Source organism: Actinotalea ferrariae, assembly GCF_019733465.1.
GTDB classification, from domain to species: domain Bacteria; phylum Actinomycetota; class Actinomycetes; order Actinomycetales; family Cellulomonadaceae; genus Actinotalea; species Actinotalea ferrariae_A.
In genome coordinates this window covers 1-26,543 of the sequence record NZ_JACVQL010000103.1, presented here as the reverse complement: position 1 = coordinate 26,543, position 26,543 = coordinate 1, and the positions used below count along the sequence as shown (strand labels likewise).

The 26,543-nt window shown below is 75.2% G+C and carries 20 protein-coding genes; 16 read left to right on the top strand and 4 right to left on the bottom strand.

Going from position 1 to position 26,543, the window contains the following annotated elements:
* Positions 1–299: hypothetical protein (locus ICW40_RS09175; protein ID WP_221653523.1), on the bottom strand; the 299-nt coding region annotated here is incomplete at its 3' end.
* A gap of 269 nt (positions 300–568) precedes the next feature.
* Here ICW40_RS09175 and ICW40_RS09170 point away from each other — a divergent pair.
* The 10 genes from ICW40_RS09170 to ICW40_RS21505 all read left to right on the top strand — a co-directional run bounded on the left by ICW40_RS09170 (position 569) and on the right by ICW40_RS21505 (position 15,976).
* Positions 569–4,060: an EAL domain-containing protein gene (locus tag ICW40_RS09170; RefSeq protein WP_221653522.1), complete on the top strand. Its 3,492-nt coding sequence runs from the start codon at positions 569–571 to the stop codon at positions 4,058–4,060.
* Positions 4,061–4,081: 21 nt separating this feature from the next.
* A complete protein-coding gene (ddaH, locus tag ICW40_RS09165; RefSeq protein WP_221653521.1) occupies positions 4,082–4,858 on the top strand; it encodes a dimethylargininase in 777 nt (258 codons plus the stop codon).
* Positions 4,859–4,993: 135 nt separating this feature from the next.
* The gene (locus tag ICW40_RS09160; protein ID WP_221653520.1) at positions 4,994–5,854 is read left to right on the top strand and encodes an amino acid ABC transporter substrate-binding protein; all 861 of its coding nucleotides are present in this window, start codon (positions 4,994–4,996) and stop codon (positions 5,852–5,854) included.
* 120 nt (positions 5,855–5,974) lie between these two features.
* The gene (locus ICW40_RS09155; protein ID WP_221653519.1) at positions 5,975–6,646 is read left to right on the top strand and encodes an amino acid ABC transporter permease; all 672 of its coding nucleotides are present in this window, start codon (positions 5,975–5,977) and stop codon (positions 6,644–6,646) included.
* Entirely contained in the window at positions 6,633–7,469 is an 837-nt protein-coding gene (locus tag ICW40_RS09150; RefSeq protein ID WP_308121718.1) for an amino acid ABC transporter ATP-binding protein, read from the top strand. The genes ICW40_RS09155 and ICW40_RS09150 overlap by 14 nt, the downstream gene beginning before the upstream one ends.
* 85 nt (positions 7,470–7,554) lie before the next feature.
* Positions 7,555–8,499 (top strand): ABC transporter ATP-binding protein, encoded by a 945-nt coding sequence (locus tag ICW40_RS09145; RefSeq protein WP_221653518.1) that lies wholly within the window; start codon positions 7,555–7,557, stop codon positions 8,497–8,499.
* 5 nt (positions 8,500–8,504) lie between these two features.
* Positions 8,505–9,368 (top strand): ABC transporter ATP-binding protein, encoded by an 864-nt coding sequence (locus ICW40_RS09140; protein WP_221653524.1) that lies wholly within the window; start codon positions 8,505–8,507, stop codon positions 9,366–9,368.
* A complete protein-coding gene (locus ICW40_RS09135; RefSeq protein ID WP_221653517.1) occupies positions 9,365–10,039 on the top strand; it encodes an ABC transporter ATP-binding protein in 675 nt (224 codons plus the stop codon). Before ICW40_RS09140 ends, ICW40_RS09135 begins: the two co-directional genes overlap by 4 nt.
* A gap of 30 nt (positions 10,040–10,069) precedes the next feature.
* Positions 10,070–10,759, top strand: a complete 690-nt coding sequence (locus ICW40_RS09130; protein ID WP_221653516.1) for a hypothetical protein — start codon at positions 10,070–10,072, stop codon at positions 10,757–10,759.
* 72 nt (positions 10,760–10,831) lie between these two features.
* Positions 10,832–15,976, top strand: coding sequence for a glycoside hydrolase family 3 N-terminal domain-containing protein (locus ICW40_RS21505; protein ID WP_221653515.1), 5,145 nt, complete (start codon positions 10,832–10,834; stop codon positions 15,974–15,976).
* Positions 15,977–16,076: 100 nt separating this feature from the next.
* On the opposite strand, the gene ICW40_RS09120 is transcribed toward ICW40_RS21505, so the two are convergent.
* Positions 16,077–17,153 (bottom strand): NAD(P)-binding domain-containing protein, encoded by a 1,077-nt coding sequence (locus tag ICW40_RS09120; protein WP_221653514.1) that lies wholly within the window; start codon positions 17,151–17,153, stop codon positions 16,077–16,079.
* 122 nt (positions 17,154–17,275) lie between these two features.
* Between ICW40_RS09120 and ICW40_RS09115 the strand changes: the two genes are divergently transcribed.
* Both ICW40_RS09115 and ICW40_RS09110 read left to right on the top strand, forming a co-directional pair.
* The gene (locus ICW40_RS09115; RefSeq protein WP_221653513.1) at positions 17,276–18,811 is read left to right on the top strand and encodes a histidine kinase N-terminal 7TM domain-containing diguanylate cyclase; all 1,536 of its coding nucleotides are present in this window, start codon (positions 17,276–17,278) and stop codon (positions 18,809–18,811) included.
* Between the two features lie 73 nt (positions 18,812–18,884).
* The gene (locus ICW40_RS09110; RefSeq protein WP_221653512.1) at positions 18,885–20,243 is read left to right on the top strand and encodes a DUF2254 domain-containing protein; all 1,359 of its coding nucleotides are present in this window, start codon (positions 18,885–18,887) and stop codon (positions 20,241–20,243) included.
* Positions 20,244–20,289: 46 nt separating this feature from the next.
* Here the strand turns inward: ICW40_RS09110 and ICW40_RS09105 are convergent, their stop codons facing one another.
* On the bottom strand, positions 20,290–22,815 hold the full coding sequence (locus ICW40_RS09105; protein ID WP_221653511.1) for a PQQ-dependent sugar dehydrogenase: 2,526 nt from the start codon (positions 22,813–22,815) through the stop codon (positions 20,290–20,292).
* A gap of 306 nt (positions 22,816–23,121) precedes the next feature.
* On the opposite strand from ICW40_RS09105, the gene ICW40_RS09100 reads away from it, so the two are divergent.
* The 3 genes from ICW40_RS09100 (at position 23,122) to ICW40_RS09090 (ending at position 25,268) form a co-directional block, all read left to right on the top strand.
* The gene (locus ICW40_RS09100) at positions 23,122–23,727 is read left to right on the top strand and encodes a D-alanyl-D-alanine carboxypeptidase family protein (RefSeq protein WP_221653510.1); all 606 of its coding nucleotides are present in this window, start codon (positions 23,122–23,124) and stop codon (positions 23,725–23,727) included.
* Between the two features lie 64 nt (positions 23,728–23,791).
* Positions 23,792–24,808: a DNA glycosylase AlkZ-like family protein gene (locus ICW40_RS09095; RefSeq protein ID WP_221653509.1), complete on the top strand. Its 1,017-nt coding sequence runs from the start codon at positions 23,792–23,794 to the stop codon at positions 24,806–24,808.
* Between the two features lie 133 nt (positions 24,809–24,941).
* Positions 24,942–25,268, top strand: a complete 327-nt coding sequence (locus ICW40_RS09090) for a lipopolysaccharide assembly protein LapA domain-containing protein (protein WP_221653508.1) — start codon at positions 24,942–24,944, stop codon at positions 25,266–25,268.
* Positions 25,269–25,303: 35 nt separating this feature from the next.
* Here the strand turns inward: ICW40_RS09090 and ICW40_RS09085 are convergent, their stop codons facing one another.
* Positions 25,304–25,729, bottom strand: coding sequence for a VOC family protein (locus tag ICW40_RS09085; protein WP_221653507.1), 426 nt, complete (start codon positions 25,727–25,729; stop codon positions 25,304–25,306).
* Between the two features lie 104 nt (positions 25,730–25,833).
* Between ICW40_RS09085 and ICW40_RS09080 the strand changes: the two genes are divergently transcribed.
* Positions 25,834–26,543: helix-turn-helix transcriptional regulator (locus tag ICW40_RS09080; RefSeq protein WP_308121717.1), on the top strand; the 710-nt coding region annotated here is incomplete at its 3' end.

The following is a 26,543-nucleotide window of genomic DNA, read 5'->3' as shown; positions in this document are numbered from 1 at the left end:
GCCCACGCCCGCGCGTGGGCGTCGAGGCGCGCCGCCTGGGCACGCGAGGCGTCGGACGAGGGATCCGCGCCGCGCGCCTGCGCGGCGTGGACGGCGAGCGCGGCCTCCACCGTGGCGCTGTCCGGCCCCGCGACATTTCCCCCCGTCACGGCCAGCGAGGTGACGAGGACGACGACGCCGGCCCGGCGAACGCCGGTCACGAGCCGGTGGAGCCGGTGTCCGCGGCCGGCCCGTGCGGACGTCGCGGCGCGCACGCGGTGCCGGGCCGGTCGGCCGGTCGTCGCGCGCGGTGCTGGCATGGCGTGGTCCTCGGTCCGGCCGCCCGGGCAGCGTCGCCCGCACGGACGCGGTGGTCTGTGGCTGGACGTCCAGGTTCGCACACGTTCGTCCGGCCCGACAGGTCCATGTCGGGGGTCCGCACGCACCGACAGGCGGACTTCACCCTGTGCCCGACGAGCCGGGTGCGGGATGATCACGCAGACTTTCGTCCGACGACCGTTCGCACCCGTCCTGCGCGTGCCCGCCGGCGTGCGGCGGCCGGACGCAGCTGCACCGCGAGGAGACCTGGGTGAGCGAGGGCAGGATCATCGGCGTCCTCACGCCCCTGGTCTCCGGGCCGTACTTCGGCGCCATGCTCGCGGGCATCGACGAGGCGGCCACGGCCGGCGGCCACCGCACGGTCGTGGTCCAGACGCTCGACAGCCACGGCGCGGAGCCGGGCGACGCCCACCGAGCCGTGGCGCGCATCCGCGCGCACGTCGCGTGGGACCGCGTCGACGGCGTCGTCGTCGTCACCGACGCCGCACCGGACGACTACCTCATCGAGCTGCGTGCGTCCGGCATGCCGGTCGTGCTCGTGAGCCACGCGGTGCCGGGGCTGGACGTGCCGGTGGTCACGCCGGACAACCGGTCGGGCGTGCGGCAGGCCGTCGAGCACCTCGTCGAGCACGGGCACCGTCGGATCGCGTTCGCCGGTCACCCGGTGCAGACGGATATGCGGGCAAGGCTCGCGGCGTACCTCGAGGCGATGGCCGAGCACGGGCTGACCGACGAGGTCGAGGTGCTCGACACGGGCGACAGCTCGGACGTCGGCGGCGCGCGGGCGGGCCGCGCCCTGCTCGAGCCGGGCTCGCTCGCGACCGCCGTCATCGGGGCGAACGACCTCAACGCGGTCGGCGTGCTGCGCGAGGTCCAGGACGCCGGCCGGCTGGTCCCCGGCGACCTCGCCGTCGTGGGCTTCGACGACACGCCCGAGGCCGAGCACCGCCGGCCCGGCCTGACGAGCGTGAACCAGGGCGTGAGCTCGGTCGGCGCGCGCGCCGCGGGGCTGCTGCTGCGGATGCTGGCCGGCGAGCACGTGGCCCCCGTGGCGCACGTCGTGCCCACGTCGCTCGTGCTGCGCGAGTCGTGCGGCTGCGGCCCGGGCTCGCTGCCGCGCGAGGTCGTCGAGCAGGACGCGCTCGACCTGTCACCGCGGGCCTGGCTGGCGCGACGGCTCGCGGACGCCGTCGACCCCTCGGCCGTCGACGCGCCCGCCGTCGTCCTCGCCGCGTGCGACGCGCTCGCGAGCGCGGTCGTCGCGGGCGCCGACGGCGACCTGGACGCGGTCGCGATCACCGCCGCGGCGGAGTCCCTCTACCGGCGCCGTCCGCGCGGCGAGACGGTCACGGCGATCCTCGCCGCGGTGCAGCAGCTCACGGCCCTGCTCCCCCGGGTCGCGGGCGAGCCCGGGGTGCCCGTCGTGCAGCGGGACGCACGGCGCGAGGACGCCGTCGTGCGCCGCAGGCTCGACGACGTCGCGCGGCACGTGGTCCGCGCGCTCAGCGACGCCCGGTCGGGCGAGCAGGCACGCACCACGCTCCGGCTCCAGGAGGCGCTGCACCAGGAGTTCAGCATCAGCATGGAGCTGCTGCGCGGGCAGCAGCACGACGCCGCGTCGCTGAGCTGGCTGAGCCACTCGCCCGTCCACGCCGGCGTGCTGGCCTCGTGGCGGGACCCGGCCGACCCGTCGAGCGACCTCCAGGTGACGAGCACCTACGGTCCGGGCCTGGACGCCGTCGTGCCGGGCACCGTGCGGCCCGAGGAGTTCCCGCCCGCGGCGCTCGTCGACGTGTCCGCCCGGCACCCCGGCACCCAGGTCGTCGTCCTGCCCGTGCGCACCGAGCAGCGCGACTGGGGCCTCCTGGCCCTCGTCGGGCGGCCCGAGCACCGCACGCCCACGGGCCGCGAGACCTACTTCCAGTGGGCGGGCATGCTCGGCGTCGCGCTCGACATCGAGGAGATGGTCGACTCGCTGCGCGAGCAGCGCCAGAGCCTCGCCGAGGCGTTCGAGCGCGAGCGCGAGCTCGCCGAGACCATCCGGTCGAGCGAGGAGCGCTACGCCCTCGCGGCCGCGGCCGCGAACGACGCCCTGTGGGACTGGGACCTCGCGACCGACCGCATGTACTACTCGCCGCGCTGGGCTGCGACGTTCGGCTACCGCGCCGGCGACATCGCGCCCGACCCGGACGAGTGGCTGGGCCGGGTGCACCGGCACGACGTCGGCGGGCTCGTCGCCGTCCTCACCGCGTGCCGCACCGGGACGTCGTCGGGGTTCGAGCACGAGCACCGGATCCGCGCCGCCGACGGCACGTATCGCTGGGCGCTCTGCCGGGCCCTCGCCGTCCCCGGACCGCCGGGCGCGGCGACGCGCCTCGTCGGCTCGATCACCGACGTGACCGAGCGCCGGGCGCTCGAGGACCAGCTGCGCCGCCAGGCGCTCTACGACCCGCTGACGGGGCTGCCGAACCGTGCGCTCTTCCTCGACCGGCTCGACCACGCGATAGCGCGCACGGCGCGCCATCCCGAGGAGCGGTTCGCCGTCCTCTTCCTCGACCTCGACCGGTTCAAGGTCGTCAACGACAGCCTCGGCCACGGGCCGGGCGACGAGCTGCTGCGGCAGGTCGCGGAGCGGCTGCGCTCGGGCCTCCGCTCGACGGACACGGCGGCCCGTCTCGCGGGCGACGAGTTCACCGTGCTGCTCGAGGACGTCCCCGACCTGGAGACCGTCTCGACCCTCACCCGGCAGCTCCAGGAGCGCCTGGCCCGGCCGTACCTCGTCGAGGGCACGAGCCTCGTGGTGAGCGCGTCCGTCGGGGTCACCACGAGCGCCCACGGCTACACCGACGCGGAGGACGTCCTGCGGGACGCCGACATCGCGATGTACCGCGCCAAGCAGCGGTCGCGCGGCACGTCGGCGCTGTTCGAGCCGGCCATGCACGAACGGGCCGTGAGCCGGCTCAAGACGGAGTCCGAGCTGCGCCGCGCGATCGAGGGCGACGAGCTCGCGCTGCGGTACCAGCCGATCGTCGAGCTGCGCACCGGGGAGACCACGGGCCTCGAGGCCCTCGTGCGGTGGAACCACCCCGACGGGCGCGAGGTCCCGCCCGCGGAGTTCCTGCCGGTCGCGGAGGAGACGGGGCTCGTCGTCGGCGTCGGCCGGTGGGTCGTCGCCCGCGCGTGCGAGCAGCTGACGCGGTGGGCCGCGGCGGGCGTCCCCGGCCTCGTGCCCGTGAGCCTCAACGTCTCGCACCGCGAGTTCTGGGACCCGGAGCTCGTCGACCAGGTGACGCGCTGCCTCGACCTGCACGGGCTCGACCCGGACCAGCTGACGATCGAGATCACCGAGGGCGTCCTCATGGACAACGTCGAGGAGGCGCGCGTCACGCTGCAGGCACTGCACGAGCGCGGCATCCGGCTGCACGTCGACGACTTCGGCACGGGCTACTCGTCGCTCGAGGCGCTGCACCGGTTCCCGATCGACGCCCTGAAGATCGACCGCAGCTTCGTCGCGCGCCTCGACACGGACCGGCGCAGCCGGGAGCTCGTCGGGACGATCCTGCTCATGGCGCGCGGGCTCGACATCGACGTCGTCGCCGAGGGCGTCGAGACGGCCACCCAGCGGGACGTGCTGGTCGACCTGGGCTGCCGGTACGGCCAGGGCTACCTGTTCGCGCGCCCCACGCTCCCGGAGGACGTGCCCGCGCTGCTGCGGCGCGTCGGCTCGGTCGACCGCGCCTGACCGCGCTGGTTGACTGACCGGATGACAGCCGCGACGCGTCATCGCCTGCTCGTCCGCCGCCCCTCCCCCGGCCTCGCCGACGGCGAGCTGACGCACCTCGAGCGGTGGCCCGTCGACCTCGACCTCGCGCGTCGGCAGTGGGACGCCTACGTCGAGGTGTTCGTGCGCCGCGGCTGGGAGGTGCACGAGGTCGAGGCGTCGGACGAGCACCCCGACGGGGTGTTCGTCGAGGACACGGTCGTGGTCCTCGGGACGACGGCGCTCCTCGCCGAGCCCGGTGTGGCGAGCCGCCGGGGCGAGGCGGCGGGGACGGCGCGTGCCGTCGCCCGGCTCGGCCTCGACGTCCTGCACGTCACGCCGCCGGCCACGCTCGAGGGCGGCGACGTGCTCGAGCTGACCGACGGCACCGTGTACGTGGGGCGTGGCACGCGCACGAACGACGCCGGCGTCGCGCAGCTCGCCGCGCTCGCGGGCGACCAGGGCCGCACGGTCGTCGCGGTGCCCGTCACGCGCGCCCTGCACCTCAAGACGGCCGTGACCGCGTTGCCCGACGACACCGTGATCGGCCACGAGGACCTGGTCGACGACCCGAGCGTCTTCCCCTCCTACCTGCCCGTGCCCGAGCGCGAGGGCACGGCGGTCGTCGTCCTCGACGACGAGACGGTGCTGCTGTCGGAGTCGGCACCCGCGACCGCGGCGCTGCTCCGCGACCGCGGGCTCGACGTCGTGACGACGCCCGTCTCGGAGTTCGAGAAGCTCGAGGGCTGCGTCACCTGCCTCTCGGTCCGGATCCGCTGACCACACCGCCGACGGCGGAATCAACCCGCCCGACCGCGTGTTCCCGCCTCGGGTCACCGACCCGCCCGGCCGGACGCAGCAAGCCTGCGGCGGCCCGCACGACGCCGGCCGTCGAGGCCACGCCCGAGGAGGACCATGAGCCCGCGCACCACCACCGTCCGTACCGCCGCCCTCACCGCCGTCGTCGGCCTGGCGCTCGCCGCATGCGGTTCGGGTGGCTCCGGTGGCTCGGGTGGCTCCGCGACGCCCGGGGCCTCCGCCCCGGCAGGCGGCGAGGACACCTCGCTCGCGGACGTGCAGGAGGCGGGCGTCCTCACCGTCGGCACCGAGGGCACGTACCGGCCGTTCTCGTTCCACGAGGACGGCTCGGGCGACCTGACCGGGTTCGACGTCGAGATCATCCAGGCCGTCGGCGAGGAGCTCGGCGTCGAGGTCGAGTTCTCCGAGACCCAGTGGGACGCGATCTTCGCGGGCCTCGACGCGGGGCGCTTCGACGTCATCGCGAACCAGGTGTCGATCACGCCCGAGCGCGAGTCGGCCTACACGTTCTCCGAGCCGTACACCTACTCGACCGGCGTCGTCGTCGTGGCGGCCGGCAACGACGCGATCGGCTCGTTCGAGGACCTCGCCGGCAAGCGCACGGCGCAGTCGCTCACGAGCAACTGGTACGCGCTCGCCGAGGAGGCCGGCGCGAGCATCGAGGCGGTCGAGGGCTGGGCGCAGTCCGTGTCCCTCGTCGAGCAGGGCCGCGTCGACGCGACCATCAACGACAAGCTGACCTTCCTGGACTACCAGCAGCAGACGGGCGCCGAGAACCTCGAGGTCGCGGTCGAGACCGAGGACGAGTCGCGCAGCGCGTTCGCGATGCGCCAGGGCAGCGACGCGCTCGCCCAGGCGATCGACGAGGCGCTCGCGGCGCTCGCGGCGGACGGCACGCTCGCCGAGATCTCGGACACGTACTTCGGCGCCGACGTGACGGTCACCGCGCAGGGCTGACAGCCGCGGGCTGACAGCCGCGGGCTGACGGCCCGCGGGCGGTCGCCGGCCGAGCCGCCGGCCACCGTCCGGCCACGGCCCCCGCGGGCCGGGTCGTGCGCCAGCGGACATGATGGGCGCGTGGACCAGCAGACGGCGGCGGAGCTCTTCTGGAGCTCGCTCGGCCCCATCGCGCTCGGCGCCCTCCGCGGGACGATCCCGCTCGCCCTGGTCTCGTTCGCGGTCGGCCTGGTCCTCGCGCTGCTCCTGGCGCTCATGCGCCTCTCGAAGCGCTGGTGGCTCTCGGGCGTCGCGCGCGGCTACATCTCGGTGGTGCGCGGCACGCCGCTGCTCGTCCAGCTGTTCGTGATCTTCTACGGGCTGCCCTCGATCGGCGTGCTCATCGACCCGTGGCCGAGCGCCGTCGTCGCCTTCTCGGTGAACGTTGGCGGCTACGCGGCCGAGGTCATCCGGGCAGCCATCCTCTCGGTGCCCCGCGGCCAGTGGGAGGCCGCCTACATGATCGGCATGTCGCACCGGCTCGCGCTGCGGCGGATCATCCTCCCGCAGGCCGCGCGCGTGAGCGTGCCGCCGCTGTCGAACACCTTCATCAGCCTGGTCAAGGACACGTCCCTCGCGTCGCTGATCCTCGTCACCGAGCTGTTCCGCGAGGCGCAGCAGGTCGCCGCGTTCAGCCAGCAGTTCATGCTGCTCTACCTCGAGGCCGCGCTCGTGTACTGGGTCATCTGCCTCGGGCTGTCCGCCGTGCAGGGAGCTCTCGAGACGAGGCTGGACCGCTATGTCGCCCACTGAGCCCTTCCCGACCGACGACGTCCCGTCCCTGCCGGTCCCGGCGGGACCGTCGGACACCGACGAGGTGCTGCTGTCCGTCCGCGGGCTGCGCAAGAGCTTCGGGGACAACGAGGTGCTGCGCTCCGTCGACCTCACGGTGGGCCGCGGCCGCGTGCTCGCGCTCATCGGTCCGTCCGGCTCGGGCAAGACCACGGCGCTGCGCTGCCTCAACGGCCTCGAGGTGCCCGACGGCGGCACCATCGCGCTCGGGAGCGGGGACCGGCACGTCGCGCTCGACTTCGCGGCCAGGCCCTCGAGGCGTCAGCTCGCCGCGCTGCGGGACCGCTCCGCGATGGTGTTCCAGCACTACAACCTCTTCCCGCACAAGACGGTCCTCGAGAACGTCACCGAGGGACCGCGCGTCGTGCAGCGCCGGCCCGCGGGCGAGGTGCGCACGGAGGCCCTCGCGCTGCTCGAGCGGGTCGGCCTGGCCGACAAGCGGGACGTCTACCCCTTCCAGCTCTCGGGCGGCCAGCAGCAGCGCGTCGGCATCGTGCGCGCGCTCGCGCTGCGGCCCCAGCTGCTGCTCTTCGACGAGCCGACGTCGGCCCTCGACCCCGAGCTCGTGGGCGACGTCCTGGGCCTCATCCGCGAGCTCGCGGTCGAGGGCTGGACCATGGTCATCGTCACGCACGAGCTGCAGTTCGCCCGCGAGGTCGCGCACGAGGTCGCCTTCGTCGACGGCGGGCGCATCGTCGAGCACGGCGAGGCCGGTCGCGTGCTGCGCGAGCCGCAGCACGAGCGCACCCGCCAGTTCGTCCACCGGCTGCTGCACCCGTTCTGACGGCGCGCGGCGGGTACGGCGCGACCGCGTCCGCCGTCACGCGGTGGGCCGCTAGCATCGGCGCCAGTCGCGTGGAGGGAGCCGGATGTCCGAGGCGACCCTGCGCGGTCTCGAGGCCCACGCACCCGAGCGCGCCGAGTTCGGCCGGGACGCGCTCGTCGTCTGCGACAACCTCGTCCGGATCTACCAGACCGGCACCGGACCGGGCGCCGTCGAGGTCCAGGCGCTCCAGGGGCTCGACCTGCTCGTCGACACGGGTGAGATGGTCGCCGTCGTCGGCGCGTCCGGCTCGGGCAAGTCCACGCTGCTGGCGGTGCTGTCCGGCATGGACGCACCCACGGCCGGGCGCGTCCGGGTCGGCCGGTGGGACCTCGGCGCCATGTCTCGTGCCGAGCGGGTCGAGTACCGGCGCAGCACAGTGGGGTTCGTCTGGCAGCAGACGTCGCGCAACCTCGTGCCCTACCTCACGGCCGCGCACAACGTCGCCCTCCCCCTCAACCTCGCGGGCCACCCGCGGCGGCGGCGGCGGGCGCGCGCCGCGGAGCTGCTCGAGCTCGTCGGCGTCGCCCACTGCGCCGCGCGCCGCCCGCGAGAGATGTCCGGCGGCGAGCAGCAGCGTGCGGCGATCGCCGTCGCGCTGGCCAACGCGCCCCGCCTGCTGCTGGCCGACGAGCCGACGGGCGAGCTGGACACCGCGACGTCCCAGGACGTGTTCGACGCCCTGCGTACCGTCAACCGGTCGCTCGGCACCACGGTCGTCGTCGTCACGCACGACCAGGCCGTGAGCGGTCAGGTGGAGCGCACGGTCGCGATCCGCGACGGGCGCACGAGCAGCGAGGTGCTCCGCCGCACGGAGCACGACGGCGAGGGCGGCTCCGCGGTCGTCGCCGAGGAGTACGCGGTCATGGACCGGGCCGGGCGCGTCCAGGTGCCGCGGGAGTACCGCGAGGCGCTCGAGCTCACCCGCCGCGTGCGGCTCGCGCTCGAGGACGAGCAGGTCACCATCCGCCGCGACCGGAGCCGCCCGTGACCGCGATGGTCTCCGTACGGGGCGTGCACCGCACCTACGGCTCCGGCCGCACGGCCGTGCACGCGCTGCGGGACGTGTCGTTCGACGTCGCCCCCGGCGAGCTCGTCGCCCTCGTGGGCCGGTCCGGCTCGGGCAAGACGACGCTGCTCAACGTCGTCGGCGGGCTCGACCGGCCGGACGAGGGGACGGTGCTCGTGGACGGCACGGAGGTGACCGCCCTCGACGACGGCGGTCTCGTGCGGCTGCGCCGGGACGTGCTGGCCTTCGTGTTCCAGACCTTCGGGCTCGTGCCCGTCCTGTCCGCCGCCGAGAACGTCGGCGTGCCGCTGCGGCTGCGCGCGACGCCCGTCGCGGAGCGCGAGCGCCGCGTCGAGCTCCTCCTGCGCCTCGTCGGGCTCGCCGACCACGCCGACCAGCGGCCCGAGGAGATGTCCGGCGGGCAGCAGCAGCGCGTCGCGATCGCTGCGGCCGTCGCCAACGCGCCGCGCGTGCTGCTCGCGGACGAGCCGACCGGCGAGCTCGACGAGACGACGTCGGGCCAGGTCTTCGAGGCGATCCGGCACGTCAACCGCGAGCTCGGCACGACGACGCTCATCGTGACGCACGACCCGTCGGTCGCCGAGCACGTGCGACGGACCGTGCAGATCCGGGACGGCCGGACCTCGACCGAGGTGCTCCGACGGTCGACGGTCGACGAGCACGGCCGCGAGCAGCTCGTGGCCGAGGAGTTCGCCGTGCTCGACAAGGTCGGCCGCCTGCAGCTGCCGCGCGAGTTCGTCGAGGCGCTCGAGCTGCGGGACCGCGTGCGGCTCGGCCTCGAGCCCGACCACGTGAGCGTGTGGCCCGACGCGACGGAGGAGGACCGATGACCGCGGCGCTGACGGGCGAGGGGCTGACCCGCACCTACGGCACGGGGGCAGGCGCCGTCCGCGCCGTCGCGGGCGTCGACGTCCGCGTGGACGCGGGCGAGCTCGTGGTCGTGCGCGGCCGGTCCGGGTCGGGCAAGACGACGCTGCTCAACCTGCTGGGCGGGCTCGAGCGGCCCACGAGCGGCCGGGTGCTCGTGGGCGACCGGGAGCTCACGGCGATGTCCGAGGACGAGGTCCTCGAGCTGCGGCGCCGGCACCTCGGGTACGTCTTCCAGTCCTTCGGCCTCGTGCCGTCCCTGTCTGCGGCCGAGAACGTCGAGGTCCCGCTGCGCCTGCTCGAGGTCGACCCCGCCGAGCGCGACCGGCGCGTCGCGGCGGCGCTCGACGCGGTCGGGCTCGCCCGGCACGCGCGGCAGCGCCCGGCCGAGCTCTCGGGTGGGCAGCAGCAGCGCGTGGGCATCGCGCGCGCTCTCGTCGCCGACCCTCGGGTGCTGCTCGCGGACGAGCCGACCGGCCAGCTCGACAGCAGCAACGCGGTGGTCGTCATGGACCTGCTCGCCGACCTCGTCCACACGCGCGGCGTCGCCGCGCTCGTCACGACCCACGACCCGCTCATGGCCGAGCGCGCCGACCGGGTCCTCGAGCTGCACTCGGGCCGCCTGCACGGCTGAGCGGGGACGCGCGCGGCCTATCGTGGGCCGATGGAGGCGGTCGCCGCGGTCGCGGACGGTCCGGGCTGCGAGGCGGCGCCGGGCGGCCCGCTCCAGGAGCCCGTCGCCGCGCTGACCAGCCTCGCCTTCGTCGTCGCGGCCCTCGTGATCGTCGTGGACGCACGGCGTCGCGCCGCACGGGTGCCCCTCGCCTACGCAGCGCTCGTCGCTGCGGTCGGCGTCGGCTCGTTCGTGCAGCACGGGCCCGACCCGGCGTGGTCCGACCCCGCGCACGACCTCCCGCTGCTGGCCACGCTCACGTACGTGGCCGCCGACGCCGCCGCCGACCTCACCGGCCGCCGTCGTCGCTGGTGGTGGTGGGCGTTCCCCGTCGCGGCGCTCCTGCCGGTGGTCGTCCTCGCGCCGCGCCCGGGCGACCTCGCCCAGGTCGGCGTCGCGGTGGTCGCCGTCGGGCTGACCGTGCGGCGCGCCGTCGCGCAGCCGCACCTGAGGCGACGGGTCGCGACAGCGCTCGCGCTGCTCGCGGTCGGGGCGTCCGTCGGCACCCTCGCGCGCGCCGGGTGGCCGTGGTGCGACCCGGCCTCCCCCTGGCAGGGCCACGGCGCATGGCACGTCCTTGCCGCCGCGGCCCTCGCCGTCCTGGCGCCCACGGTCGGACGCGGGGCGGTCCGGCGCGCCGGTGAGTCCCCCGCGACACGCCGTGCCGTGACCGATTCGTGACCATTTCGACTTACCGGTCTGTAAGCGTTCGTGGTGTTGTGAGGCATCGGTCGTCACACGAAGGAGTGAACGGTGCCCGGTCGCCCTCGCCTCGCCCTGCCCCAGCCCCGCCACCAGCGCGACGCGGACGGACCGCCCGGACGGGGCCGACGGCGCCTGACCGCGACGCTCGGTGTCCTGGGGATGCTGCTCCCCGGGGCGCTCGTCGCCACGGCGACGTCGGCGGCCGCGGCGACGGACCTGGCGATCACCGGCCGCGCGACCGCCTCCGCATCGCAGGACGACGTCGACGGCAGCTTCCCGGCCGCCAACGCCGTCGACGGCGACCCCGGCACGCGGTGGGCGAGCGGCAACGGACCCGACGAGGACGTCGAGTTCACCGCGTGGCTCCAGGTCGACCTCGGCACCTCCGCCACGGTCGAGGGCGTCAACCTCGCCTGGGAGGCCGCGTACGCCGCGTCGTACGAGATCCAGGTCGCGACCGCGGCCCCGGAGGACGACGCGAGCTGGACCACGGTCGCGACCGAGCCGGCGAGCGACGGCGGCACGGACGCCCTCACCTTCGCGGCGCCCGTCGAGGCCCGGTACGTGCGCGTCCTCATGCTCGAGCGCGTGGCGTTCGACTGGGACCCGGCACGCCCCCACTGGTACGGCTACTCGCTGTTCTCGTTCGAGGTGCTCGGCGTGCCGGACGACGTCGCCGTGTCCTTCGCCCGCGCGACGACGTCCGTCCCGTCCGGCTCGACGGCCACCGTCCCGCTCGTCCTCAACGCGCCCGCCGACGGCGACGTGAGCGTGCGGGTCACCTCGACCGGCGGCACGGCCGTGCCGGGCACCGACTACACGGCCCTCGACGAGGTCGTGACGTTCCCGGCGGGCACGACGACGGCCGAGGTGCCCGTCGCGACCGTCGACCGCGGCCCGCTCGCCCCCGTGAGCACCGTCGAGCTCACGCTCGGCGACGCGACCGGCGGCCTCGTCCTCGGCGGACGCACGACCAGCACCGTGACGATCACGCCGCACGGCGAGCTGCCAGACGTGGGCGCGGTGCACGTGCTCGAGGACTTCGAGGGCGGCGTCCCGACCGGCTACTTCCCGTGGGGTGCCCGCGCCGAGGTGACGCCCGCGCTCGCGACCGTCGCGGCGGACCGCGACGGCGCACCCGCCGGCAACCAGGTGCTGCAGGCGTCCGTCACCGGCCCCACGGCCGACGGCGACTGGTTCGGCTTCTCGCACGACCTCACCACGCCCGCCGACTGGTCCGACCACGACGGCTTCGCGTTCTGGTTCCTCGGCACCGGAGCGGGCGGCACGCTGCGCTACGAGCTCAAGAGCGGCGGCCAGCTGTTCGAGCGCTCGGTCGTCGACGACGTCGCCGGCTGGCGGCACGTGAACGTCGCGTTCTCCCAGCTGCGGCTCAAGGGCGACCCGGCCTCCGACGCCCGCTTCGACCCGGCGGCCTCGACGGGCTTCGCGGTCACGCTGACCGACCTCGGCGCGGGCGACTGGCAGCTCGACGACATCGCGCTGTACGACCGGAGCACGTCGATCCAGGACTTCGAGGGCGAGGTCCCGCTGGCCGAGCCCGGCACGACCGTGGGCATCTTCACGTGGGGCTCGGACGGCGCGCAGGTCTCCGTCGGCGTCGAGGAGCAGCAGCGCGAGGGCGGCCCCGAGGGCAACCACGTGCTCGCGGGCGAGTACCTCATCCCGGGCGGCGGCTGGGGCGGCTTCAGCCACAACCTCGCGGCGCCGCAGGACTGGAGCTCCTACCGCGGCATCCGCTTCCTCTGGTACGCGTCGCAGGAGACGCGCCCGGCCTCGCCCACCGCGGGCGCCGACATCAAGGTCGAGCTCAAGGACGGCGGTCCCGACGGCGAGCACTCCGAGCTGTGGGCGGCGACGTTCAAGGACACGTGGTCGCCCGAGGGCAGCCGCTGGCGGGTCGTGGAGATCCCGTTCAGCGACTTCCAGCTGGGCGGCTTCCAGCCGGGCGACGCCGCGACGCAGAACGGCACGCTCGACCTCACGACCGCGTGGGGCTACGCGCTCACGATGGTGCCCGGCACCGCCGAGGCCGTCCGGTACGCGGTCGACGACGTCGCGCTCTACGGCTCGGCCGTCCCGGCGCCGACCGTGCGCGTCGAGCCCGCGGACGACGTCGTGCTCGTGGACCCGGGCGAGACCGCGCAGGTCGCGGTGCGGCTCACCACGAGCGACGGCGAGCCGCTCGCCGAGCCGATCACGGTGACCTACGCCGACGCCCCCGGCACCGCCGAGGCGGGAACCCACTACACCGCCACCAGCGGGACGCTCACGTTCGACGCGGGCACGGCGTCGGGCGCAGAGCAGACGGTGGAGGTCGCCACGGCCGCGACCGCGGACGTCGACGACGCGCGGTCGTTCACGCTCACGCTCACGCCGGAGGGCGCCGAGGCGTCGTCGGCCCGCGTGGTGCTCAACGCCGTGGGTGCGGCCTACCTCGACGCCTCGCTGCCGGTCGAGGAGCGGGTCGAGGACCTGCTCGGCCGCATGACGCTCGCCGAGAAGGTCGGGCAGATGACCCAGGCCGAGCGCCTGGGCCTGCAGTCGCCCGCGCAGATCGCCGAGCTGGGCCTGGGCTCGCTGCTCTCGGGAGGCGGGTCGGTGCCGCAGGACAACACGGCGGCCGGCTGGGCGGACATGATCGACGACTTCCAGCGGCAGGCGCTCTCGACGCGGCTGCAGATCCCGCTGATCTACGGCGTCGACGCCGTGCACGGCCACAACAACGTGGTGGGCGCGACGATCCTGCCGCACAACACGGGCCTGGGTGCCACGCGCGACCCGGAGCTCGTGCGGCGGCTGTCCGAGGTCACGGCGCAGGAGACGCGCGCGACGGGCGTCCCGTGGACGTTCGCGCCGTGCCTGTGCGTGACGCGCGACGAGCGCTGGGGCCGCAGCTACGAGGCGTTCGGCGAGGACCCCGCGCTGGTCGAGGTGTTCGCCGACGACGCCGTGATCGGCCTGCAGGGCGAGGACCCGACCGACGTCTCCGGCCCCGACCGCGTGCTCGCGACCGCGAAGCACTGGCTCGGCGACGGCGGCACGCGGTACGAGCCCTCGCTGGCGGGCTCGGGCTACCCGATCGACCAGGGAGTGACGCACGCGTCGTCGCTCGAGGAGCTCATGCGCCTGCACGGCGACCCGTACGTCCCGGCGATCGAGGCGGGCGTGGGGTCGATCATGCCGTCGTACTCGGCCGTCGACCTGGGCGAGGGACCGCTGCGCATGCACGAGCACGAGCAGCTCAACACCGACGTGCTGAAGGGCGAGCTCGGCTTCGAGGGCTTCCTCGTGAGCGACTGGGAGGGCATCGACAAGCTCCCGGGCGGCACGTACACCGAGAAGGTCGCGCGCACCGTCAACGCGGGGCTCGACATGGCCATGGCGCCGTACAACTTCGCCACCTTCGCCGCGTCGCTCACCGAGAACGTCGGGTCGGGCGCCGTGAGCCAGGAGCGCGTCGACGACGCGGTGCGCCGCATCCTCACCGCGAAGATGCACCTCGGCCTGTTCGAGCAGCCGCTCGCCGACCGCACCCACGCGGACGACGTCGGCTCGGCCGAGCACCGCGCCGTGGCGCGCGAGGCCGCGGCCGCGTCCCAGGTGCTGCTCAAGGACGACGACGTGCTGCCGCTCGCGCCCGACGCGAGCATCTACGTCGCCGGCTCGAACGCCGACGACCTCGGCCACCAGATGGGCGGCTGGACCATCTCGTGGCAGGGCGGCTCGGGTGACACGACCCAGGGCACGTCGATCCTCGAGGGCATCCGCGAGGTCGCTCCGGGAGCGCAGGTGACGTACTCGGCCGACGCGTCGGCACCCATGGCGGGTGCCGACGTGGGCGTCGTCGTCGTGGGCGAGCCGCCCTACGCGGAGGGCATCGGCGACGTCGGCAACAACGGGCGCAGCCTGTCGCTGCCGGCGGCGGACCAGGCCGCGATCGACGCCGTCTGCGGCGCGATGCCGTGCGTCGTGCTCGTGGTCGCGGGCCGGCCGCAGCTCGTCACCGACCGGCTCGACGCGATCGACGCGCTCGTCGCGTCGTGGCTGCCGGGCTCCGAGGGTGCGGGCGTCGCGGACGTGCTGTTCGGCGACGTGCCGTTCACGGGTCGTCTGCCGATCTCGTGGCCCGCCACGGCCGACGGCGTCCCGGTGAACGTGGGCGACGACGCGTACGCGCCGCTGTACGCGTACGGCTGGGGCCTGCGGACGGACGCCCCGCGCGCCCGTCTGACGACCGCGCTCGAGCAGCTCGAGGACGGCGCGGCGCGCGACACGGTCCAGGCCGTGCTCGACGCGGACGTGTGGGACGGCGACGCGCTTGCCGGCTCCCCGGAGGCGGCGGCGCGGGCCGTGCGGCTGCTGACCGAGGCGGCCGCGGCGTTCGAGGGTCCGTGGACCGCTGCGGCGGACCTCGTGCTCTCGGTCGTCCGCGACGTGGCGCAGGACGCGATGCTCGCGGGCACGGCAGGCCCGGACGCGGTGCGGCTCACGGCCGACGCCGAGCACGCGCTCATGTCGGGCCGGGCCGGTGAGGCGGCCGAGCTGCTCGCCGCCGCGGCGGGCATCGAGCTCGTCGAGCCGGTCGCGTCCGTGACGGGCGTGCGCGTCACGCCCGACCGCACGCCGTTCGGCGAGGGCACGACCGTGACGGTCACCGTCCGCACCGACGGCGTGGTCGCGACGGGCACCGTGGACGTCCTGATCCGCGGCGAGGTCGTCGCGTCGTCGTCCGACCTCGACCGGCTGGACCGGAACCGCGCGCGGGTCCGGATCGCCCTGCCGGGCGACGTGCCGGTCGGCCACCACGACGTGGTCGCGGTGTACCGCGGCTCGGACGAGGTCGCGCCGTCGACGTCGGCCCCGGCGCGGTGGCGGGTCACCCGGGCGACGCCCGAGGTGACGACGGCCGGGACGGACTGGGTGGTCGACGCGGGCGAGCCGGCGATCGTCCGGGTGCAGGTCAACGGTGTCGCGGACGTCACCCCGACGGGCTCGGTCATGGTCTGGGTGGTCGGCGGACCCGTGGTGCCGGCCACGCTCGCGGCTGACGGGACCGCGCAGGCGCGCCTGCCGGACTTCGTCCAGTCCTCGATCGTGATCGTGCTGTACGGCGGGGACCGGCACTACGTCGGCACGTCGTCGCTGCCGAACATCCTCGTGGTCCGGTAGCCGGGGCGCCCGTCGTCACCCGGCGCACGAGAAGGCCTCCCCCGCTGCTGCGGAGGAGGCCTTCTCCGGTGCTCGCCCGCCTGGCGCGGGGTCGGCGTCCTCAGGCGACCGGCACGGACGCGGGCTCGGCGGCTGGGGACGTCGCCCGCAGGTGCGCGACGACGTTGCGCGCGGCCACGCGACCGGCGCGGTTGGCCCCGATCGTGCTGGCCGAGGGGCCGTAGCCGACGAGCTGGACGCGCGGGTCGCGGACGGCGGTCGTGCCGTCGAGCTGGATGCCCCCGGCCGGCGTGCGCAGGCGCAGCGGCGCCAGGTGGGCGACGTCCGGCCGGAACCCGGTCGCCCAGAGGATCGCGTCGGCGCGCTGACGTCGACCGTCCGCCCACACCACGCCGTCGGGCTCCACGCGGTCGAACATCGGCAGCCGCCGGTACGCGCCGCGCGCGCGGGCGGCCTCCTCCTGCTCGCGCAGCAGGAGGCCGGTCACGCCCACCACGCTCTGCGGCGGGAGACCCCGGCGCACCCGCTCCTCGACGAGCGCGACGGCGGCGCGCCCCTCGTCCGGGGTGAACGGCGTCGTCCGCCAGAGCGGCTCGCGCCGCGTGACCCACGTCGTGGTCGCGACCTCGCTCAGCTCGGCGAGCAGCTGCACGGCCGAGGCACCGGCGCCGACCACGACGACGTGCTGCCCCGCGAACTCGTGCGGGCCTCGGTAGTCGCGCGTGTGGACGTGACGCCCGGTGAAGGTCTCGGCCCCGCGGTAGTGGGGCAGGAAGGGGCGCTCCCACGTACCGGTCGCGTTGACGACCGTGCGCGTGAGCCAGCTGCCGCTCGCACTGCTCACGCGCAGCAGGCCGCCGTCGTCCTCGACGCGGTCCACGCGCACGGGCCGCAGGACGGGCAGGCCGCGGCGGCGCTCGTAGGCACCGAAGTAGGCCGGGACGACGGTGTTCGCCGGCTCGCCGGAGGTCGGCGGCGAGACGTCGTCGGGCAGGGCCGCGACGCCGTGGACGTCCGCCATCGTGAGGGTGTCCCAGCGGTGCTGCCATGCGCCGCCCGGCGCCTCGTTCGCGTCCAGCACGACGACGTCGTCCCACGCGCGCAGGCCGAGCCGGAGCAGGTGGTGGGCGGCCGAGAGCCCGGCCTGACCAGCGCCGATGACGACCGACGAGAGCACGGTTCCCACGTCCGGGCAACGCCCCGCCAGCACAGCATCTTCCCGTCGCGACCCGCACCTCACCCGGGCGCCGGCTCACACGCGCGCCGCCGCGACCGATGTGCAGAGGAGGAGGTGAGGGCGTGCCCACCATCGTCGCGCTCGTATCGCTCATGGCCGCCGTCGTGGCGACGGTCACGGGCGTCATGGTGCTGCGCCGACGCCGGACCTCGCCCCTCGCGTGGCCGCTCGCGCTCATGCTGCTCGGCGCCTCCGAGTGGGCCACGGCGCGTGCCCTCCTCACCGTGGCGCGGTCGTCCGAGGCGCTGACGCTCGCGCTGCACCACGCGGTGTTCCCCGGCGTCGCCGTCGTCGTCGCCTCGGCCTTCTGGTACTTCGTCGTCCTCTCCGGACGGCGCCTGTCGCGGCGCGCCGCCCTCCTGCTCTGCGTGCACCCGGCGCTGCTCCTGCTCACGCTCGCGACCAACGCGTGGCACGGCGCCTTCCTCCAGGTCGAGCAGGTCGACCTCCGGCACGACCTCGCGGTCGGGCCCCTGTACTGGGTGCACACCGCCTACAGCTACGGCCTGCTGCTCGTCGGCCTCGGCCTGTCGCTGCGCGCCATGGTGCAGGCCGTGCCCGGCCACCGGCACGTCTACGTGGTGTCGGCGCTCGGCGCCACGGTGCCCCTGGTGGGCAACGTCCTGACCACCGTCATCGCGGCGACCACCGAGAACCTGCACCTCACGCCGGTGTTCTTCCTCATCAGCGCCGCGGTGTGGTGGTGGGTCGAGCGCTACCGCCCGCTGAGCCGCGTCGTGCCCGTCTCGACCCGCCAGGTGCTCGAGGCGCTGACCGACGCCGTCCTCGTGCTCGACCCCACCGGCCGCCTGCTCGACGTGAACCCGGCCGCCCGCGCGCTGCTGCGCCGCCCCGACGGGACCGGCCCCGACGACCGCGCCATCGGCACGCCGTGGCGCGACCACGTCGGCCCCGAGTTCACCGACGCGCTGGGCGACGGTGCGAGCGGCCTGCTCACGACGCCGTCCGGGACCGTGCTCGACGTGCGCGTCACGCGGATGGCCGACGCGGCCGGCCGGCCGGTCGGCACGGTGGTCGTGCTGCGCGACGTCACCGAGCTCGAGCGGCTGCGCGCCGAGCTGGCCCACCAGGCGTCCCGCGACGCGCTCACCGGGGTGCACAACCGCCGGTCCCTCGAACAGGCGCTCGCCGACGCGGTCGACGTCGCCCGCGCGACGGACGCCCCGCTGAGCGTCGCCCTCATGGACCTGGACCACTTCAAGAGCGTCAACGACACCCACGGCCACGCCGTGGGCGATCGCGTGCTGGTCGACGTGGCCCGGGCGCTCCTCGGGTCGGTCATCTCGGGTGGGACCGTCGCCCGCATCGGCGGGGAGGAGTTCGTGCTGCTGCTGCCCGGCCTCACCTCGGCCGAGGCGGTCGGACGGGCCGACCTCGCGCGCACCCGCTGCGCCGAGGTGCGCGTGCCGGTTCGCGGCGGCGACGTGCAGGTCACGATCAGCGTCGGCGTCGCGCAACTCGTGCCGGGCGGCACGCCGGAGTCCCTGCTCCGGGCGGCGGACCGCGCGATGTACGAGGCGAAGGCGAGCGGCCGCGACCGGGTCGTCGCGGCACCGGAGCCGGCTCCTCTGCCCTGACCGTCGGCCGACCGGGACCGTCCGCACCGTGCCGCGAGGTGCGGCGCGTGCGGCGAGGCGCTAGGACGAGGGGATGGTCGCCACGCGGGGCATGCTCGCCACCCTCACGTCCGCGGCGGAGCTCCGTGCGGCCGCGATCGCCTACCGCTTCCGCGAGAGCCTGTTCCTCCTGCCCGCGACCATCGTCGCGGCCGGTGCGGTCGTGGCCGTCCTCGCGGCGGAGGCGGACCGCCGGCTCGGGCCCGAGGCACCGGCCTGGCTGCCCCGGTCCGACGCCGGGACGGCGACCTGGGTGCTCGCCACCATCGCCGGCGCGATGATCACCACGGCGGGCGTCGTCTTCTCCCTGACGGTCGTCAGCCTCCAGCTCGCGAGCAGCCAGCTCTCGCCACGGGTCATGCGGTCGTTCATCCGGGACCGGATCAGCCAGGTCGTCATCGGGGCGCTCGTCGCGACGTTCGTCCACTGCATGCTGACGCTGCGCCGGCTGCCCGGGGAGGCCACCGCACCCGGGCCACCCCTCGGCGTCACGATCGCCGTGACCATGTCTCTCGCCACCGTGCTGCTCATCGTCGCGCACCTGGACCACCTGGCCCGGCGGCTCCAGGTCGGCGAGATCGTCCGCGGGATCCTGGACGAGGGCCTGCGGACCATCGACCGCGTGGACCGCGTCGCCCGGCGGGAGCAGCGCCTGGCCGCCGACGCGGTCCCGGAGCAGCCCGCCGACGCCGCCGTCGTGCCCTCACCGCGCGACGGCTGGGTGACGAGCTCGCTGAGCCACCGGATGATGCGGCTCGTCCCACCCGGCACGGTGGTGCGGCTCGAGACCCGCACCGGCGCCTACATCCACGCCGGTGAGCCCCTGGTCACGCTGTGGCCGGCGGACCCGCGCGCCCACCGACGCCTCGAACGGGTGGCGGCGGGCATCGGGATCGCCGACGCGCGCACCATGCAGGAGGACGTCGACTTCGCGATCCGCCAGCTCGTCGACATCGGCCTGCGGGCCCTGAGCCCGGCCGTCAACGACCCGACGACGGCCGTCGAGGCGATCCTGCGTCTCGGTGGCCTCATGCGTCGCCTGCTCACGGCCGAGCTGCCGGCGGAGGTGGCCGGCGACGCCGAGGGTCGCGTCGTCGTCCGGCCGTGGGACCTCACCCCCGACGAGTACGTCGACCACGCGTTCGAGCAGCTCAGGCACAGCGGGGCGGACCAGCCGCTCGTGATGGCGGCCCTCGTGCGCGTGCTGCGGATGCTGCTGCTGCACCTCGAGCAGCAGGGACGTCCTGCGGACGGCACGGGGCTGCAGCGTCACCTCGACCTCGTCGAGGACGCCGTGGGGACGGGCCGGGGCATCACCGACGCGGACGTCGACCGCGTGACGCGGATCGCCCGGTCGCCCCGGGACCCCGCGGAGCACCTGCCCGACGCGTGAGCGTGCCGTCCTCGGCGACACGAGGACCACGTCGGCGGCAGGGCCGTCAGGAGGACCGCAGCCGGTCCGTCGGCACGATCTCGAGGGCCTGCGACGCGCTGGACCACCGCAGCTGCATGACGGCCCGGTTCGTCCGGTCGAAGTACTCGAGCACGATCGGCGCGGGTACCCCCGCCGTGAGCGCGACCGTCCCCGTGTCCACGCGCCGCGCGTGCGGGTTCCACTGGTCGATGACGAGCCGACCGCCGACCCACAGGCGCACGCCGTCGTCCGACGTCGTCGAGAAGGTGTACGTCTGGCTGTACCGGGGCACGACGGCGCCGCTCCAGCGGACCGAGAACGTCTCCGCGCCCACGCCCGGGGCCGGCGCACCCGTGCCCCAGTCGAAGGCGACGACCGGGTCGACACGGGTCAGCACGGGGTTCGTCAGGTCCTCGTCCTGGAAGTAGGTCCCGGTGAGCCCGCCGACGGTCCCTTGTGTGAACCGTGCCGTGAGCGTCCACGGGCCGGCCGGCGTGGTCCACGTGCGCGTGGGCGACGTCGAGCCGTCCGACCAGCGCTGGAAGACGTACGGACGGCCGCTCGCGTCGGTCTGCTGAGGCACGCCGAGCCGCAGCGGGGCGCCCGCCCACGACGTGACGGTGACGGGGGCGGTGACGGTCGTGCCGTCGACCGTCAGGGTGCGGCCCACGGGCGACGTCGCGAGCGTCACCGCCACCTTCTTGGGCCGCAGGTCGCGCACGGTCGTCGCCGTGGCACCGCCCGAGTCCGTCACGGTGAGGCTGACGCGCAGGTGGCTGTTGCCTGCCGCCGCGAGGTCCTCCGGGCCGGGCGCGACGAAGGCGACGTCGTTGCCCGTGACGGGTCCGAGGAACGGGTGCGTGTGCTGGTCGTGGACGCGCACCACCGTCCAGGTCATGCTGGTGGCGGGCAGCGTGCCGTCCTGCGCGTCCGTGCCCGAGCCGGTCAGGTGGTACGTCTGGCCGGTCGTGAAGCGGAGCCCCACCGAGGGTGACGTGATGATCGCCGTCGGCGCGGTGTTGCCCGAGCGGATCGTGGCGGTCACCGGCGCCGACGTCGCCCCCGCCGCGTCGCGCACGCGGAGGGTCGCCGTCCAGGTGCCGGCCGCGTAGGTGTGGCTCACGCTCGCCGTGGACGTCGTCACGTCGGGCGTGCCGTCGCCGAAGCTCCACAGGTACGTGAGCGCCCCGCCGTCGGGGTCGCGGCTGCCCGAGCCGTCGAGCACCGTCCTCAGCGGTGCCGGACCGGTGACCGGGGACGCGACGAGCGCCGCCGTCGGCGGGCGGTTCGCGGTGCCGGTGGGCGTGATCCGGCGGACCTGGCCGCCGCCCGAGTACGTCGTGTAGTAGAGCGACTGCCCCGCCGGGGACGGGCCGAACTCGAGGTGGACCGCTCCGCCCAGCCCGGTCGCGAAGTCGGTGCGCGTCGTGCCGACGAGCGCCATGACCTTGCCGCACACGTAGTCGGCGAAGAGGTAGGCGTCGTCGTAGGCGGCCGGCCACGCGCCGTCGGGCACGAAGGCCCCGCCGGTGATCGACCCGCAGCCCGCGCCGCGGCCGTAGTCGTGGAGGGGCCCCGTCATGCCGGCGGGCTGCGGAGGACCGCAGCTCCCCGCGGAGCCCGTGTTGGCGCAGTGCCCCTCGCGGACGTTCCAGCCGTAGTCGGCACCGGCCGTCCCGCGGTTGATCTCCTCCCACGCGTTCTGGCCGACGTCGTTGACGTAGAACGACGTGCCCGCCGCATCGGGGTCGAAGGCCATCCGGAACGGGTTGCGGAGCCCCCACGCGAAGGTCTCGCGGCAGACGGTGCCCGCGGCCACGGGCCCGAGGCGGCACGACGCCGTCCCGGCACCCAGGAAGGGGTTGCCCGGCGCGGCCTCGCCCGTGGTCCGGTCGACGCGCAGGATCTTGCCGAGCAGAACGTTCCGGTCCCGCGCCGCGTCGTTGCTCCCGCCGCAGCCGCTGTCGCCCGCGTAGTCGCAGCCGCCGTCGCCCGTCGAGACGTAGAGGTAGCCGTCCTTGCCCACGTGCAGGTCACCGGCGTTGTGGTTGCCCTCGGGCGAGTAGATGCCGTCGACCAGGATGCGCTCGCTCGCCGGGTCGACCGTGTTGTCGTCACGCAGCACGAAGCGGGAGACGCGGTTGACCGGTGCGCCGGCCGGGTTGCCGGTCTGGCTGGTCGGGCACGAGGTGCTCGTGCCACGCGCCGTGTAGAAGAGGTAGATCGCGCGCGTCGCCGGGTCCGGGTCGGTCGCGACGCCCAGCAGACCGCGCTCGGCGTTGGTGCAGAGCCGCGGCCCGAGGTCGATGGCGGGCGAGGCCAGGAGCGTCCCCGCGGCCGTCTGGACCCGCAGCTGGCCGCGCTGGGTCGCGATGAGCATCCGGCCGTCCGGCGTGAACGCGAGCGACGTCGGCGCGGGGACCGAGGTGACGAGCGTGTCGGTGAAGCCGGCCGGCACGGTCGCCGCGGCCGCCGGGGCGGCACCGGGCAGGAGGCTCAGCGGCGCGAGCAGCGCGAGCACGACCACAGGGACGAGCCTTCGGATCCGCATGCTCGGCCCCCTTGCCGCACCACCGCAGTTCCGGTGAGCATCCACCCGCCCTCCCCGGACCGCAAGACCAGCCCTCCGGCTCCCGATCTCCCGGGCCGCCCTCCCGGCCGCCCCTGCGAACAACCGAACAGCCGGCCGCGTCAGGAACCCGGCGAGGTGCACGGTTGCTCGCAGCGGCCGCTGCCGTGGCCGACGACGGGAGGACCGCCCGCCCGGGACGGTGCGACCGGCGGATGAGCTGCGACAGGTTCGTGCCCGTCGAGGGGTCGACGCGTGGGCGAGGCCGGCGCTGGTCGGATGAGCACCATGAAGCCTGCAGCGCGCACCGCGTCCGTGTCCGTCGTCGCGGTCGCCGTCGTGCTCGCCGTTGCCGCCGTCCTCGCGCCGGGCCTCCTGCCGGCCCTGGGCAGGACGGCGCCCGGCGACGTCCCGGCCCTCCCCGCGGACGCCGCGCCCACGGACGCCCTGTCCGGGACGGGCGCCGCGGACCCGCGCGAGCGCGACGACCAGATCGACCCGTTCGACGACGCCCACCCCGCGATCGCCGGCCTTGACCCGGACCTGCGGGCCGCACTCCAGGCCGCGGCCCGGGACGCGGCAGCGGCCGACGTCGACCTGTGGGTCACGTCGGGCCGTCGGAGCGCGGAGTACCAGCAGGAGCTGCTCGACCGAGCCGAGCAGACGTACGGCTCGCTCGAGGCGGCACTCGAGCGCGTGGCCACCCCGGAGACCTCGAGCCACGTGACGGGCGGTGCGGTCGACATCGGCCCGACGGACGCCGCCGACTGGGTCGGCCGCTTCGGTGACGCCTACGGCCTGTGCCAGACCTACGCCAACGAGATGTGGCACTTCGAGCTCGCGACGACTCCCGGCGGCGAGTGCCCGGCGCAGCTCCCGGACGCGACGCCATGATGTGCCGAGGCGGACGCACGGGAGCATGAGGCCGTCGTCGGCCCCGAGCGGGAGGAGCGCACGGATGGCACATCTGGAGCTGGGCCGCGAGCAGGTGCTGGCGTACCGGCGACGCGTGGGGCACCTCGAGGAGCGGCTGGCCCGCAGCGCCCAGGCGCTCGAGGCGGCGGCCCGGCCGGGTCTCACGGACAGCGTGCCTCGCGCGGCGCTGCTCTCGCTCCACGCCCGGGTCGAGGGCATCACCCCGGCGACGCCGTACGAACCGCCGTTCGTCCAGGTGTGGGGACCGCGGTACAGCGTCCACGTCGTGGCCGAGCGCGACCGCGGGGTCTTCACGGCGGCGCGGCGCATCGCGGACGAGAGGCGTCGGCTCCAGGCCGAGGACGTCGCCGAGCGCCTCGACGCCTTCCTCGCCGGCCGGGAGATGCTCATCGGCGAGGCCTCGCGCTCGATCGGCGAGCACCACCACATGCTCCGCTACGCCTCGACGACCGGCCGCCTCCTCATCCGGTGGGACGGCGCGCGGCAGCCCACGGTCCGGACGGTCCCGCACCCGGAGATCGACCCGGTCGAGGCGCGGCTCGAGCTCGCGCGACGGTACCTCCACGCGCTGGGTCCGGGCACGGTCGAGGGGTTCGGCGACTGGGCCGGGCTGCGCGCACCCTCGGCGCGCGCGGCGTTCGAGGGACTGCGCGACGAGCTGGTCCCGGTCCGGACCGAGGACCGCGACGGCTGGGCGCTCGCGGCGGACGAGGCCGAGCTCCGGACGCCGCCGGCACCGTCGAGCGCCGTGCGGCTGCTGCCGAGCGGCGACGCCTACTACCTGCTCTGGGGTCCAGATCGCGCGCTGCTCGTGCCCGATGTCGCCCGCCGCGCCGAGCTGTGGACGTCGCGCGTCTGGCCCGGCGCCGTGCTGGTCGCGGGCGACGTCGTCGGTACCTGGCGCCGCGCGGAGGAGAAGGTCTCGATCGCCGCGTGGCGCACGCTGACCGCGGACGAGCGTGAGGCCGTCGAGCGGGAGGCGGTCTCCCTGCCGCTACCCGGCCTGACGAAGCCGATCACGGTCCGCTGGGACGCCTGACCCCCGCCGCGGCGAATCTCCGGCGGTGCACGAGGCGGTCCACCCTGACGTCGTGCGCTTCGTGCAGCGCCGCACCCCGCACGCCCCCAGCGCCGCCTTGCCATGCGGGCGCGCTGGGCGCAGGCTGCTGAGCATGGAGCCGACGACGCCCGCCTCGCCGGCACCGCCGAGCGACGAGCGGGTCACGCGCGCCTCCGCGGCGTGGTTCGCGACCGCGGTCGCGCTCGTGCTCCTGATCCTCCTGGTGATCCTCATCCTGCAGAACCAGGAGTCGGTCGAGCTCCAGTACCTCGGCCTGACGACGCAGGTGCCGCTCGGCGTCGCGCTGCTGATCGCCGCCGTGGCGGGCGCCCTCGTCGTCGGGATCGTCGGCGTCGTGCGGCTCACGCAGGTGCGGGTCCGGACCCGGCGCACGCGGCGGGCCGCGGCCTCCCGCGGAACCGAGGGCACCGCGGCGTGACCGGCTGAGCCGGACGCCGAGGCACCGACCGCAGGTCAGGCGGGCGCGTACGTCGCGGCGACGTCGAGCACCCACACGACGCCGAAGCGGTCGCGGAGCATCCCGTACAGCGGCGCCCACCCGGCCGGGGCGAGCGGGACGAGGACCGTGGCGTCCGCGCTCAGCCGCTCCCACCGCTCGCTGATCTCCTCGGCGGAGGCGCCGCGGACGGACACGAAGTAGGCGTTCTGCCCGGGCTCCCACGGCAGGGACGAGGGCACGTCGTAGGCCATGACGTGGAAGCCGTCGGCCGAGACGACCTGGCCCCACATGACCTGGTCGGCCTCGCTCGGGTCCTGGACGGCCTGGGCGTCCCGGTAGGTCACGACGGTCAGCTCACCGCCGAACACCGACCGGTAGAGCTCGAGCGCGGCACGGGCGTCGCCGCGCAGGTTGATGTGGGTCGTGGTGCTGATGGACATGTCGCTCCTCGGGTGTCGGTGCGCCGCGCTGCTCGGCGACGCAGGAGCGACTGTCGCGAACTTTGTGGACAGGAAGTGTCCGGATGTACCGCCACACTGGTGCCGTGCCCACGACGTCGTCCCGCCTGCTCGCCCTTCTGTCGCTGCTCCAGGCGCGGCGGGACTGGCCGGCTGCGGTCCTGTCGGACCGCCTCGACGTGAGCGACCGCACCGTGCGCCGCGACGTCGACCGCCTGCGCGAGCTCGGCTACCCGATCACCAGCACGCGCGGCCGCGACGGCGGCTACCGGCTCGAGGCCGGGAGTGCCCTCCCACCGCTGCTGTTCGACGACGACCAGGCCGTCGCCCTCGCCGTCGCGCTGCAGACGGCGGCGGGGTCGGCCTCCGGGGTCGCGGAGGCGGCGACGCGCGCGCTGACGACCGTCCGGCAGCTGCTCCCGTCGCGCCTACGGCACCGCGTGGACGCGCTCGAGGTGCACACCGTCGGTGCGACCGAGACGGAGCCCGTGACCCCGGCGCTGCTGGCCGCGGTGAGCGCTGCCATCCGCGCGCACGAGGTCCTCCGTTTCGACTACCGCTCACCGGGCGGCCCCGGCGCGCGTCCGCCGCGCCGCGCCGAGCCGCACCACCTCGTCGCGAGCGGTGGGCGGTGGTACCTCGTCGCGTGGGACCTCGACGCCGACGACTGGCGCACGTTCCGCCTCGACCGCCTCGTCCCGCGCACGCCCGGCGGCGGGCGCTTCCGGCCGCGCGAGCTGCCCGCCGACGACGTCGCCGCCTTCGTGAGCGGCCGGTGGCGGGGCGGGGGCACGGA